This is a genomic window from Streptomyces rubellus, from assembly GCF_036323805.1.
In the GTDB taxonomy this organism is placed as follows: domain Bacteria; phylum Actinomycetota; class Actinomycetes; order Streptomycetales; family Streptomycetaceae; genus Streptomyces.
This window is the reverse complement of record NZ_JAZDCX010000046.1, coordinates 1-14,992: the sequence shown is the minus strand read 5'-3', so window position 1 is coordinate 14,992 and position 14,992 is coordinate 1. Positions and strand designations below refer to the sequence as shown.

2 protein-coding genes are annotated in these 14,992 nt (G+C 73.9%); both read left to right on the top strand.

Annotation, left to right across the window (positions count from 1 at the left end; all coding sequences use genetic code 11):
- The first annotated feature begins 74 nt into the window (after window positions 1–74).
- A complete protein-coding gene (locus tag V1L54_RS29000) occupies window positions 75–13,955 on the top strand; it encodes a type I polyketide synthase (RefSeq protein ID WP_330121147.1) in 13,881 nt (4,626 codons plus the stop codon).
- A gap of 20 nt (window positions 13,956–13,975) precedes the next feature.
- The coding region (locus V1L54_RS28995; protein ID WP_330121146.1) for a beta-ketoacyl synthase N-terminal-like domain-containing protein at window positions 13,976–14,992 on the top strand (1,017 nt) is incomplete at its 3' end.

Sequence of the window (14,992 nt, the reverse complement as noted above, 5' to 3'; positions counted from 1 at the left end):
CGTTGACCTACCACGCCCCGCAGATCCCGGTCCGCACCACCGCCCCGGGTGCCATCGACACCCCCGCCTACTGGGTGGGGCAGATACGCGAGCCGGTCCGCTTCGCCGACGCGGTGCGTCAGGCCCATGACGCCGGTGTCGGCGTGTTCCTCGAACTCGGCCCGGACGGTGTGCTCTCCGCCCTCGTCCCGCACCTCATCGAGGACGTGACCGCCGTCCCCGCCCTGCGCTCCGGCCACGACGAGCACGCCACACTGCTGCGTGCCCTCGCGTGTGTCCACGCGCGCGGTGCGGATCTCGACCGGTCCGCCGTGTTCGCGCGCGGTGGTGGCCGGCGTATCGCGCTGCCCCTGTATGCCTTCGCCGCCGACCACTACTGGCCCTCCGGTGTCTCCTGGGCGGGCGATGTCGCGTCCGCCGGCCTCGGCGTCACCGATCACCCGCTGCTGGGCGCGGGTGTCGCGCTCGCGGAGGACGACGGATACCTCTTCACCGCCCGGATCTCGACGGCTGCCCAGCCGTGGCTGGCGCAGCACCGGGTGCACGGCCGGACCGTGGTGCCCGGCACGGCGTTCGTGGACCTCGCGGTGCGAGCCGGTGAGCAAGCGCAGACCGAGCAGCTGGACGAGCTGGTCCTGGAAGCGCCGCTGATCGTGCCCGAGGACGGCGCCGTGCAGGTGCAGCTGGCCGTGGGCGCGGCCGATGACGAGGGCAGGCGAACCCTCACCGTGCACTCCCGGCGCGAGGACGGGGGCACGTTCGACGGCTGGCCGGACCGTCCTTGGACCCGGAACGCCACCGGCGTCCTCGCCCCCCGGCCCCAGACCGTCACCGAGGACCCCGAACTCGTCGGCGTATGGCCACCCCAGGACGCCACACCCACCGACCCGGCCGGGCTCTACGAGCGGCTCGCGGCCGCCGGATTGGAGTACGGCGAGCTGTTCCGTGGCGTATCCGCCGCGTGGACGCGTGGCGCAGACGTCTTCGCCGAACTCACTCTGCCGGAGAGCGCCACCACCGGCTTCGGACTGCACCCGGCCCTGCTCGACGCCGCGCTCCAGTCGGCCGCCGTACAGGGGGACGGCACCGAGACGGGCCTGCCCTTCTTCTGGTCCGGGGTGACGCTCTGGGCATCCGGGGCGACCCTCCTGCGCGCCCGGGTCTCGCCCGCGGACGACGGTGACGGTCTCCGTGTGCGGGCAGTCGACCCGGCCGGCAGCCCGGTCGTCACCGTGGAGCGTGTCGTCACTCGGCCCGCACCGGCCTTCACAGACGAGGCGCGACAGCCCGACGACCTCTACCGGCTGGAGTGGACCCCGGTCCCGGCAGCCGGACCCGGGCCCGGCGAGTTCGCGCAGTTCGGGGGCGGCGAGCCGCTCGTCGGCCGGGCGGGCACGCTCAACGACCTCGCCGACAGCGGCCGGATCCCCACCCATCTGGTGCTGTCCGCCTGCCCGGACGCGCACGCCCCCACCGACGCACAGGCTGTGCTCGCTCGCACCACCGAGGTGCTCGGACAGCTGCGGTCCTGGCTCGGCGACGAGCGGTACGCGGGCAGCAGCCTGATCGTTGCCACCCGTGGCGCAGTGCAGGCGGACCCCGCCGACACCGTGCCCGATGTGGCGGGGGCCGCCGTATGGGGCCTGGTGCGCTCGGCGCAGTCCGAGCACCCCGGCCGGATCGTCCTGGTCGATCTGGACACGCCAGCCGACGACGCCGCCCGGGCGCTCGCCCTGTGCGTCATGTCCGGTGACCCACAGACCGCCGTACGCGGGGACACCGTGCTCGCGGCACGGCTGACGGCGGCGGACCGCGGCCTCGTACCACCCCCTGGCGGGGCGTGGCGGGTGGGAGTGTCGGAGCGCGGCGCGGTGGAGAACGTGGCGTTGCTCGCGGCGCCGGACGCGGTGGGGGAGCTGCAGCCGGGTCAGGTCCGGGTGGCGGTGCGCGCGGCGGGGGTGAACTTCCGCGACGTGCTGAACGTGCTGGGGATGTACCCGGGTGAGGTGCTGGTGGGAGGCGAAGCCGCCGGCGTGGTGGTGGAGGTCGGCCCCGGGGTGTCCCGCTGTGCGGTGGGGGACCGGGTGATGGGGTTCTTCGACGGCGCGATGGGTCCGCTGGCGGTGACCGATGAGCGGCTGGTGGCTCAGGTGCCGCACGGGTGGAGCTTCGCGCAGGCGGCGGCGGTGCCGATCGCCTTCGTGACGGCGTACTACGGGTTGGTGGATCTGGCGGGGCTGTCGGCCGGCGAGTCGGTGCTGGTGCACGCGGCGGCTGGTGGCGTCGGGATGGCGGCGGTGCAGTTGGCGCGCCATCTGGGCGCGGAGGTGTACGGGACGGCGTCGCCGGCGAAGTGGGGAGCCACGGGGCTGGACGCGGAGCATCTCGCGTCGTCGCGGGATGTGGGGTTTGAGGGGGCGTTCAGGCAGCGGACCGCTGGGCGCGGGGTGGATGTGGTGCTCAACGCGTTGGCCGGTGAGTTCGTGGATGCCTCGGCGCGGCTGTTGGTGCCGGGGGGACGGTTCGTGGAGATGGGCAAGGCGGACGTACGGGAGGCAGACGCGTTCGCCGGGCGTGGTTACCGGGCGTTTGACCTGCAGGAGGCGGGACCGGAGCGGATCGGGGAGATCCTGGCCGAGGTCCTGGGGCTGTTCGCGGCGGGAACGCTGGTGCTGCCGCCGGTGCGGGTCTTCGACGTGCGGCGGGCACCGGAGGCGTTTCGTTTCGTGAGTCAGGCCCGGCACGTGGGCAAGGTCGTGCTGTCGGTGCCGGGTGCGTGGAACGCGGAGGGAACGGTGCTGGTGACCGGTGGTACGGGGGCGCTCGGCGCCCTCACCGCCCGGCACCTGGTCACCGAACACGGCGTGCGCCACCTGCTGTTGGTCGGACGACGGGGAGCACAAGCCGACGGCGCTGCCGAACTGAGCGCCGAACTGACCGCCTTGGGAGCCGGGGTCACCGTCGCAGCCTGTGACGTCACCGACACCACGGCACTGAAAGCCCTGCTCGCCGAAGTCCCGGAGCAGCATCCGCTCACCGCCGTGGTGCACGCGGCCGGCATCCTCGACGACGGCCTGGTCGAGTCGCTCACGGAGGACCGGCTCGAGGCCGTCCTCGCGCCCAAGACCGCGGCCGCCGCCCTGCACGAGGCGACGGCCGGCGCCGACCTGGCCGCGTTCGTCATGTACTCCTCGATGTCCGGGACCTTCGGCAGCCCCGGGCAGGGCAACTACGCGGCGGCCAACGCCTACCTGGACGCCCTCGCCCGTTACCGGCACGCCCGCGGACTGCCCGCGCTGTCCCTCGCCTGGGGCCCCTGGGCCGGCGCCGGTGGCATGGCCGACGCGCTCACCGAGTCCGAGGCGGCCCGCATCGGCCGCTCCGGATTCCCCCCGCTGAGCCCCGAGCGCGGCCTCGGACTGCTGGAGACCGCCCTGGCACTGCCCGACCCGGCGCTGCTGCCCACCGTGCTGGACACCGCCCGGCTCGCCGCCTCCCCGGCGACGCTGTCCCCGCTGCTGCACGGACTGGTCCGACCCGCACGGCGGGTCGCCGACCGTTCCGTCGCCCCGGGCGGCCTCGCCGAGCGGCTGCGCCGGCTGCCCGCAGAGGACAGGGTCCGCACCGCGCTCGAACTGATCCGCGGCCAGGTCGCGTCGGTACTCGGCTTCGCCTCGCCGGACGCGGTGGACCCGACGCGGCCGTTCAAGGACCTCGGCTTCGACTCGCTGACCTCGGTGGAGCTGCGCAACCGTATCGGCCAGACGGCCGGCCGCAGGCTGCCCGCGACCCTCGTCTTCGACCACCCGACCCCCGAGGCACTCGCCACCCATCTCGTCACGGAGGTCCTCGGCGACCTCGCCGCGCCCGCACTCGCCAAGCCCGCCACCACCCGCGCGGAGACCGCCGGCGACCCCATCGCGATCGTCGGCATGGCCTGCCGCTTCCCCGGCGGGGCCGACACCCCCGAGGCGTTGTGGCGGCTCGTCGCCGACGAGACCGACGCCGTCGGCGACTTCCCCACCGACCGGGCCTGGGACCTCGCACACATCTACGGCGAGACCGGGGAGCCCGACGACCGGCGTACCTTCGAGGGCGGCTTCCTCTACGGCGCCGGCGGATTCGACCCGGCGTTCTTCGGCATCTCGCCCCGTGAGGCGCTGGCGATGGACCCGCAGCAGCGGCTGCTGCTGGAGACCTCCTGGGAGGCCTTCGAGCGGGCCGGCGTCGATCCGGCGGAGCTGCGCGCCAGTTCCACCGGCGTGTACGTCGGCACCGCCACCTCCGGATACGGCCTCGGCCGGTTCGACGTGCCCGACGGCTCCCGCCCACACGTCCTCACCGGCACCGCGACGAGCGTCATCTCCGGCCGGCTGGCCTACACGTTCGGGCTCGAAGGGCCGGCGGTGACCGTGGACACCGCGTGTTCGTCGTCGCTGGTGGCGCTGCACCTGGCCATCGGGGCACTGCGGCGCGGAGAGTGTGCGATGGCGCTGGCCGGCGGTGCCACCATCATGTCGGTACCGGGCATCTTCACCGACGCCGCGCAGGGCGGCGCGCTCGCGCCCGGCGGCCGTTGCCGGGCCTTCTCCTCCGACGCCGAAGGCACCGGCTGGGGCGAGGGCGTCGGGATGCTCCTGGTCGAGCGGCTCTCCGACGCGCGCCGCAACGGGCACCCGGTCCTGGCCGTGGTGCGCGGCAGCGCGGTCAACCAGGACGGCGCGTCCAACGGCCTCACCGCCCCCCACGGCCCCGCCCAGCAGCGGGTCATCCGGGCGGCGCTCGCCGACGCGGGCCTGGACACCGCCGACGTGGACGCGGTCGAGGCGCACGGCACCGGCACGGAACTCGGCGACCCCATCGAGGTCCAGGCCCTGATAGCCACGTACGGGCGCGGGCGCGACGAGGAACAGCCGCTGTGGCTGGGATCGCTGAAGTCCAACATCGGGCACACCCAGTCGGCCGCCGGCGTCGCCGGGATCATCAAGATGGTGATGGCCCTGCGCCACGGCGTGCTGCCGCGCTCCCTGCACATCACCGAGCCCACCCGGCACGTGGACTGGGACGGCAGCGGGGTCCGGCTGCTGACCAGGCAGGTGGGGTGGGCGGATGCGGGGCGTCCGCGCCGGGCCGCCGTCTCGTCGTTCGGCATGAGCGGGACCAACGCCCACACCATCCTCGAGCAGGCCCTCCCGGAGCCGGCCCCGGACGCGTCCGGGACCGACGCGGGCTCGGAGGTCGAACTGCCCTGGCTGCTCTCCGCCCGTACCCCCACAGCCCTGCGCGCCCAGGCGCGGCGGCTCGCCGACCGCCTCGACGCCGGCCCCGCGCTCGCCGGCCACGACGTGGCCCACTCCCTGGCCGCCACCCGCTCCCGTTTCGAGCACCGCGCCGTCCTCCTCGGCCCCGACCACCACGCGCAGCTGACCGCGTTCGCCGAGGGCGCCCCCACGCCGGGACTGGTGACGGGGACAGCGGGGCGGACCGGCCGGGTGGTGTTCGTGCTTCCCGGCCAGGGCTCGCAGTGGCCCGGCATGGCCGACCGGCTGCTGGAGGAGTCCGCGACCTTCCGGAACACGCTGCGGACCTGTGCGCAGGCACTGGAGGAGCATCTCGACTGGTCGGTCGAGGACACACTGCGCGGCCTGTCCGGGGCCGGGAACATGGAACGGGCCGAGGTCATCCAGCCCGTGCTGTTCGCGACGATGGTGGCCCTCACCGGGCTCTGGCGCGAGCACGGCGTCGAGCCGGAGGCGGTGATCGGCCACTCGCAGGGTGAGATCGCCGCCGCCCACCTCGCCGGCGCGCTGTCCTTGGAGGACGCCGCGCGGGTCGTCACCCACCGCAGCCGCCTGCTGTCCCGGGTGGTCGGCCAGGGGGCGGTGGCCTCGGTCTCGCTGCCCGCGCAGGAGGCGCTGGCGCGGCTGGAACGCTGGGGCGACGCGCTCAACATCGCCGCCGTCAACGGGGTGTCGTCCGTCTCCGTCGCGGGCGACGAGGCACCGCTGGACGAGTTCCTCGCCGAGCTGGAGGCCGAGGGCATACGGTGCCGCAAGCTCCGGATCAAGGGCGCGGCGCACTCGGCCGTCGTCGAGCCGCTGCGCGAGGAGGCGCTCGCGGTGCTGGCGCCCGTACGGCCCCGTGCCTCCCGCATCCCCTTCTACTCCACGGTCACCGGCGGACTGCTCGACACCACCGAGCTGGACGCGGAGTACTGGTACCGCAACATGCGGCAGACCGTGCAGTTCGCCCCGGCCACTCGCGCACTGCTCGCCGACGGATTCGGCGTCTTCATCGAGTGCAGCCCCCACCCGGCACTCGCCGGAGCCGTACAGGAGACCGCGGAGGACGCCGGCGCGTCCGACCCCGTGCTGCTGGCCTCGCTGCGCCGTGAGGAGGGCGGGCTCAAACGGTTCTCCGTCTCGCTCGCCGAAGCGTTCGTCCGGGGCGTCGACCCCTCCTGGGCCTCCCGTGGCAGCGCCGTCGACCTGCCCACCTACCCCTTCCAACGGGACCGCTACTGGTGGGAGCCCCTCCCGGAGGAGACAGCCGGTCCCGCCCAGGGCGGTACGGCCGAGGAAAGCCGCTTCTGGGCAGCGGTGGAGGGCGGCGACGCCGAAACGCTCGCCGAGTCCCTGGGCACCGACGCCCTCGCCCCCGCACTGCCCGCGCTCGCGGCGTGGCGGCAGCGCTCCCACGACCGGTCCACAGTGGACGGCTGGCGCTACCGGGTGGAGTGGAAACACACGCCCCTCATCGGGCCCGGCCGGCCCGCGCTGACCGGCACCTGGGCGATCGTCGCCCGGGAGGAGCAGGAGGAACTGGCCGGCCGGCTCGCCGCGCTGGTGAACCAGGCCGGCGGCAAGGCCCACGTGACCGCCGAACCGCCCGAGGAACCGTCCGGGCAACAGCCGCTGTCCGGGGTGATCTCGCTGCTCGCCCTCGACTCCCGCCCGCACCCCGTCCACACGGGCGTCAGCGTCGGAGCCGCGAGGAACCTCGCCCTGCTGCGCACCGTGACCGCCCGCCCGACCCCGCTCCCGCTCTACCTCGTCACCAGCGGCGCCGTCTCCGTCGGCCGCACGGACCCGGTACGGGACATCGCGCAGGCCGCCACCTGGGGGCTGGGCCTGGTGTCCGGTCTGGAGCGGCCCGACTGCTGGGGCGGCCTCATCGACCTGCCGGAGCAGCCGGACGACCGGGTCCTGAACAAGTTGCTGCGGCTGCTCGCGCAGCAGCCCGAGGACTTCGGGGACTCCGGCACGGAGGACCAGTTGGCGCTCCGTCCCGCCGGAGTCTTCGTACGCCGCATGGTCCGGGCCCCGCAGAGCACACCGGTCCGGTCCTGGCAGCCTGGTTCCACCGTGCTGATCACCGGCGGTACCGGCGGCATCGGACGCCACCTCGCCCACCACATGGCCGCCCGGGGCGCACGCAAGCTCGTCCTCACCGGTCGCCGTGGCCCGGACACCCCCGGCGCCCGGGAGCTGGCCGCCGAACTCACCGCACGAGGCGTCGAGACGATCGTCGCCGCATGCGACGTCACCGATGGGAACCAGATCGCCGCGCTGCTCGCCGAGCACCCCGCCGAAGCGGTGATCCACGCCGCCGGTGTGGCGCAGGCGACCGCGCTCGCCGACTGCGAGGAGACCGAACTCGCCGCGGTGACCGCAGCCAAGACCGAGGGCGCCCGGCACCTGGACGAACTGGCCGGTGACGTCGGCACGTTCGTGCTCTTCTCCTCCGGCGCGGGCGTCTGGGGCGGCGCGGGCCAGGCCGCCTACGCGGCGGGCAACGCCGTACTCGACGCGTTGGCCCAGGACCGCCGATCCCGGGGTCTGGCAGCCACCGCCGTTGCCTGGGGCGGCTGGGCCGAGGGCGGCATGGCCGACGACGGGCAGGCCGCCGCGGAACTCGGCCGGCGCGGGCTGCACGCGATGGATCCGCGCCTCGCCCTCGAAGCGCTCGACCAGGCGCTGGACGCCGACGAGACCTGCCTGACCGTCGCCGACATCGACTGGGCACGCTTCGCACCCGGCTACACGGCAGCCCGCGCCCGTCCGCTGATCATGGACATCCCCGAGGCCCAGGCCGCGCTCGCGACGCCCGACACCCCGGCCGACCGCCCCGACGAGGCCGACGAACTGTATGACCAGCTGGTCGAGTTGACCGGACCGCAGCGGACCCAGCACCTGCTCGATCTCGTACGGGAGCACGCCGCCGCCGCGCTCGGCTACGCCGACTCCACCGCGATCGAGGCCGGCCGCGCCTTCCGGGACCTGGGCTTCGACTCACTGATGGCTGTCGACGTGCGTAACCGCCTGCAGGCTGCCACGGGCCGCAAGCTGCCGCCGACCCTGGTGTTCGACCACCCCACCCCCGCCGGCCTGGCGGACCACCTGCTCGTCGAGGTGCTCGGCGAGCAGGACCCGGCCGAGGACACCGCGGCCCGGGCCTTCGGCGCCGAGGACGAGCCGCTGGCCGTGATCGGCATGAGCTGCCGGTACGCCGGCGGCGTGGACTCGCCCGAGGACCTGTGGCGGCTCGTGCTGGAGGGCACCGACGCAATGGGGCCCTTCCCGCAGGACCGCGGCTGGGACGTGGACAACCTCTACGACCCCGACCCCGACCACCCCGGCACCTCCTACGTCAAGGAGGGCGGGTTCCTCGCGGACGCCTCCCACTTCGACGCGTCCCTCTTCGGCATCAGCCCCCGCGAGGCGGTGGCCACCGACCCGCAGCAGCGGCTGCTGCTGGAGGCGACCTGGGAGGCAATGGAACGGGCCACGATCGACCCGTCGTCCCTGCGGGGCAGCCAGACGGGCGTCTTCGTCGGCACCTCGTTCGTCGGCTACGGCATCGGGGCCCAGCAGCCGGGCAACGAGGCCGAAGGCTTCTTCCTCGCCGGCACCGGTACCGCCGCCGCGTCCGGCCGCATCTCCTACACCTTCGGCCTCGAAGGGCCCGCCGCCACCGTCGACACGGCCTGCTCGTCCTCCGCCGTGGCCGTCCACCTGGCCTGCCAGGCGCTGCGGAACAACGAATGCGACATGGCGGTCGCGGGCGGCGCCGCCGTCCTGGCCACCCCTGCCTCCTTCACGGAGTTCAGCCGCCAGCGCGGCCTCGCCGCCGACGGCCGGTGCAAGCCGTTCGCCGCGGCGGCCGACGGCACCGGCTGGGGCGAGGGGGTCGGCATGATCCTGGTGGAGCGACTCTCGGACGCGCTGCGCAAGGGACACCCGGTCCTCGCGCTGATCCGCGGCACCGCCGTCAACCAGGACGGCGCCTCCAACGGCCTGACCGCCCCCAGCGGCCGCGCCCAGCAGCAAGTCATCCGCCAGGCGCTGGCCAACTCCCGTCTGGAAGCCGCCGACATCGACACCGTCGAGGCGCACGGCACGGGTACCACCCTCGGTGACCCCATCGAGGCCCAGTCGATCCTGGCGACGTACGGCCAGAACCGCGCCGAGGACCGGCCGCTGTGGCTCGGCTCGGTGAAGTCCAACATCGGTCACACCCAGTCGGCGGCCGGCGTCGGGGGCATCATCAAGACGGTCATGGCGCTGCGCGAGGGGGTCCTGCCCAGGACCCTGCACATCGACGCACCGACCCCGCACGTCGATTGGTCAACGGGCGCGGTCAAGCTGCTGACGGAGACCACCCCCTGGCCCGACACCGACGGGCGCCCCCGGCGGGCCGGCGTGTCCTCCTTCGGCGGCAGCGGCACCAACGCCCACCTGGTGCTGGAGCAGTACGTGCAACAGCCCGCGCCCGTCCAGGACCCCGAACGTGCCCCCGGGGCCGACCGGACCCCTGAGTCCGACCGGGCTCCCGAGTTCGACGGCGTGGTGGCACCCTGGATGCTGTCCGCCCGCAGCGTGCAAGCGCTGCGGGGCCAGGCCCTGCGGCTCCTCGAACACCTGGACGCCGCACCCGCCGCCCACCCCGCCGACCTCGCCCACTCGCTGACCGCCACCCGTGCCCTGCTCGGACACCGCGCCGCCGTGGTCGCCGCCGACGACGCCGACCGCCGGGCCGCGCTCCTCGCCCTCGCCCGCGGCGAGGCCGCACCGCACCTGGTCCAGGGCGTCGAGCGACCCGGAAAGGTCGCCTTCGTCTTCCCCGGACAGGGCGGCCAGTGGGAGGGCATGGCCGTCGAACTGATGGCGACTTCCGAAGTCTTCGCCGCCGAGCTGTACGCGTGCGGCGAGGAGTTCGCCCACCACCTGGACTGGTCGCTGATCGACGTGCTGCGCGGCGCCGAGGGCGCCCCGCCACTGGGCCGGGTCGATGTGGCACCGGTCGTGCTGTTCGCTGTGACCGCGGCGCTCGTCGCACTCTGGCGGGCCCACGGCGTCGAACCCGACATGGTCCTCGGCCACTCGCAGGGCGAGATCGCCGCCGCCTACGTCTCCGGTGCGCTCTCGCGCGCCGAGGCGGCCCGGGTCGTCGCCCTGCGCGGCAAGGTGCTTCTTCCGCTGGCCGGCATCGGCGGCATGGCGTCCGTGGCCCTGTCGGCCGAGAGGACCCGCGAGCTGTTGAAGCCGTGGGACACGCGGCTCTCCTTGGCCGGGATCAACAGTCCCGCGCGGACCGTCGTCGCCGGGGAACGCGAGGCACTGGGCGACTTCCTCGCCGCATGCGAGGAGGACGGCGTCCGCGCGAAACGCATCCGGGTGGACTTCTCCTCCCACTGCACCCAGGTGGAGCCGGCGGCCCGGGAGCTGGCGGAACTGCTCACCGACCTCAGCCCCAGGACGGGCAGCATCCCGTTCCACTCCACGGTCACCGGAGAGCGGACGGACGGCGAACTCCTCGACGCCGCCTACTGGGAGCAGAACCTCTCCACACCCGTCGACCTGGACCGGGGCGTGCGGGGGCTGGTGGAGCAGGGTGCCCGGTTCCTGGTGGAGATCGGTCCGCACCCGGTCCTCGCGCCCTCGCTCGGCGAGATTCTCGACGACATCCCCGACCTCACCCCGGGAGAGGTCACCGTGCTCGGTACGCTCCGCCGCGACCACGGCGGCATGGAACGCTTCCTCCTCTCCGTCGCCGAACTCCACACCCACGGGGGCGCGGCCGATCTCACCACGCCCCTCGCCGGGCTGCCGGTGCGGACCGTTCCGCTGCCGGTGTACGCATTCCAGCGAGAGCGGTACTGGCTCGACACCGCGTTGCCGGGCGTCGGCGACCTCGGCGCGGCAGGCCTGAGCAGCACCGGGCACCCGCTGTTGACCGCCACGCTGACGCTCGCCGACGGCGCGAGCACCGTGTTCACCGGGCGGCTGTCCTTGCGCACCCACCCCTGGTTGGCCGACCACGCCGTTCTCGGCACCGTCCTGCTGCCGGGCACCGCCTTCGTGGAGATGGCCCTGCACGCCGGCACACAGGTACAGGCCCCGGTACTGGAGGAACTCGCCCTGGGCGCACCACTGGTGCTGGGCGAGAACCACGCCGTGGAGGTGCAGCTCACGGTCAGCGCTCCCGGCGAAACAGGCCGCCGAGAGGTGTCCGTCCACGCACGCGACGCCGACCTCCAGGACGCCCCGTGGGTCCGGCACGCCACCGGCACCCTCGCGCCCGCCGCCGTCGCATCCGCCGCCCACTCGTTCACCGCCTGGCCACCGCCGGGCGCCGAACCAGTCGAAGTCACCGGCTTCTACGAGGCCATCGCCGACGCCGGCTACAGCTACGGCCCCGCCTTCCGGGCGCTCACCGGAGCCTGGCACCGCGGTGACGAACTCTTCGCCGAGGTGCGTCTGTCCGACGAGGTGTCCGACAAGGGCTTCCTCCTGCACCCGGCGCTGTTCGACGCGGCTCTGCACGGCATCGGCCTGCTGCGCCGCCTGCGCGACGGCGCCGAGACCGACGCCGGCCGTACCGCTGACCTCCCCTTCATGTGGCGGGAGGTGACACTGCCCGCCACCGGCGCCGTGACACTCCGCGTACGGCTCACCGAGTCCGAAGACGGCGTCGGCCTCGAACTCTTCGACGACACCGGAACCCCGGTCGGCGGGGTGAGAGCCCTGGTGGCACGGCCGGCGGGCGCCGAACTGACGGCTGTCCGCCATGGTCTGGCCGACACGCTCCTGCACGTGGACTGGGGGACCGAGGTACCGCTCCCCGCCGCCGCTTCCGGCCGGCTCGCGCTGCTCGGGGACGACACCTGGCTGGACGGGGCGTTCGGGGACACGAAGCCCGAGGAGGCCGACATCGTCCTCGCGCCGTTCGTCGACCCCGCCACCGGACCCGACACGGCTGGCGCCGTGGAGGAGGCCGTCACCCGGGCTCTCGGCCTGATCCGTGACCGGGTCGCCGACGAACAGCACACCGGACAGCCCCTGGTACTGGTCACCCGAGGCGCGGTCGCCACAGGCGACGACGACCTGACGGACCCGGTCAACGCGCCCGTGCGCGGCCTGATGCGCTCCGGGCAGGCCGAGCACCCCGGCCAGTTCCTGCTGGTCGACCTCGACCCGGCGACCGAGCCGGACCCCGCGCTACTGCACCGGGCCGTCGCCGCCGCACTGGAAGCGGGGGAGACCGAGGTCGCCGTACGCGGCGGGCTGGTCCTCGCGCCCCGACTGGTCCGGATGCCCGTACCCGAAGGACGCACCGACGAACCGGAACCGGCGCCGCGCACCGGCCTGGAGACGGCCGACGGCACAGTACTCGTCACCGGCGCCACCGGCACCCTCGGCAGTGCCCTCGCCCAGCACCTGGTGCGACACCACGGGGTGCGGCACCTGCTGCTGATCAGCCGCAGCGGCCCGGCCGCTCCCGGCGCCGACGAACTGGTCGCCGAACTGGCCGACCTCGGAGCCCAGGCAACCGTGGCCGCCTGCGACGTCGCCGACCGCGAGGCACTGGCCGACACCCTGGCCCGGATCCCCGCGCAGCACCCGCTGACCGCGGTGGTGCACACCGCCGCCGTCCTGGACGACGGCGTACTCACCCACATGACGGATCAGAGCGTCGCGCGGGTACTCGGGCCCAAGGTACGAGGGGCGGTCAACCTGCACGAGCTGACCCAGGACGCGGAACTCACGGCGTTCGCGCTGTTCTCCTCCGCGGCCGGTGTGCTCGGCGGAGCAGGGCAGGCCAACTACGCGGCGGCCAACGTGTTCCTGGACGCCTTCGCCGCGCACCGCCGCCGACTGGGGCTGCCCGCGGTGTCGCTGGCCTGGGGCCCATGGGCCGAACGCACCGGACTGACCGGGACACTCACCGAGGCCGACGTGCGCCGGGTGGCGCGCTCCGGCATGAGCACGCTCACCACGGAGGACGGCATGGCCGCCTTCTCGGCAGCCTGTGCCGCCGACCGGCCGCTGGTGGTGCCGATGGCGTTCCGGCCGGCGGCCCTGCGGGGGCGCGACCTGGTGCCCCCGCTGTTCAGGACGCTGGTTCCCCGCCAGAAGCAGCGGACGGAGGCCGGCTCGGGAGACCCCGTGGCCTTGCGGGCTGCGCTCTCCGGAGTACCCGAGGCCGACCAGCGGCGCGTCGTGCTCGACCTGGTCCGCGGCCAGGTGGCCGCCACCCTCGGCTTCACCACCACCGGGGAAATCGACGTCGAGCGGGGCTTCCTGGAACTCGGCCTGGACTCCCTGACCGGGGTCGAACTGCGCAACCGGCTGGCCGCCTCCACCGGGCTGCGACTGCCCGCCACGCTGGTGTTCGACCACCCCAACTGCACCGAACTCGCCCGCTATCTCCGCGGCGAACTGGCTCCCGAACCGGTACGGGAGGTCGACAGACTGCTGGCCGAACTGGCCCGCCTGGAAGTCGACTTGGCGCGGGTGGACGGCGACGAGGAGGGCCGGGCCCGGGTGGCGGCCCGGCTGCGGGCCCTGGCCGACCGATGCAAGGGCGAGCAGACCAGGCGGGAAGAGAACCTGGACTCCGCCTCGATCGAGGAGGTCTTCGACCTGCTCGACACCGAGTTCGACATGCCGTGAGAGGACGCGAACAGCAGATCATGAGCGACACGGACCCGGACCAGCAGGAGAAACTGCTCGCCTACCTGAAGCGAGCCACGACGCAACTGCGCGACGCCAACCGCCGCGTACGCGAACTGGAGGACCAGTCGCGCGAACCGATCGCGGTGATCGGCATGGCCTGCCGGTACCCCGGCGGCGTCCGCTCTCCGGAAGACCTGTGGAACCTGGTCGAATCCGGCACCGACGCGCTCGGTCCGCTGCCCACGGACCGGGGCTGGGACCCGGCACGGACGTCAGCCGCGCCACGCGGCGGATTCGTCCACGACGTCGGCGACTTCGACGCCGGGCTGTTCGGCATCAGCCCGAGGGAAGCCGCCGCCATCGATCCGCAGCAGCGGCAGCTCCTCGAAGCGTCCTGGGAGGCGTTCGAGCGGGCAGGCATCGACGTACGCACCCTGCGCGGTGGACGCACCGGCGTCTTCGCCGGCGTGATGTACCACGACTATCCGTCGGTGGTCGATCCCGAAGCGCTCGACGGCTACCTGGGCACCGCCAACGCCGGCAGCGTCCTCTCCGGCCGCATCGCCTACACCTTCGGGCTGCAGGGGCCGGCGGTCACCGTGGACACGGCCTGCTCATCGTCCCTGGTGGCGCTGCACCTCGCCGCGCAGGCGCTGCGCGGCGGCGAGTGCGAACTCGCCCTGGTCGGTGGGGTCACGATCATGTCCGGGCCGATGATGTTCGCGGGATTCGGCTTGGAAGAGGGCAGTGCCGCCGACGGTCGCTGCAAGGCGTTCGCCGCCGCCGCCGACGGCACCGGCTGGGGCGAGGGCGTCGGTGTGCTCCTGGTGGAGCGGCTGTCGGACGCGCGGCGCAACGGGCACCGGGTGCTGGCGGTGGTGCGCGGCAGCGCGGTCAACTCCGACGGCGCCTCAAGCGGCCTCGCCGCCCCCAACGGACCCGCCCAACAGCGGGTCATCCGCCAGGCTCTGGCGAGCGCGGCACTCGTACCGGCCGAGGTCGACGCGGTCGAGGCACATGGCACCGGTACGACC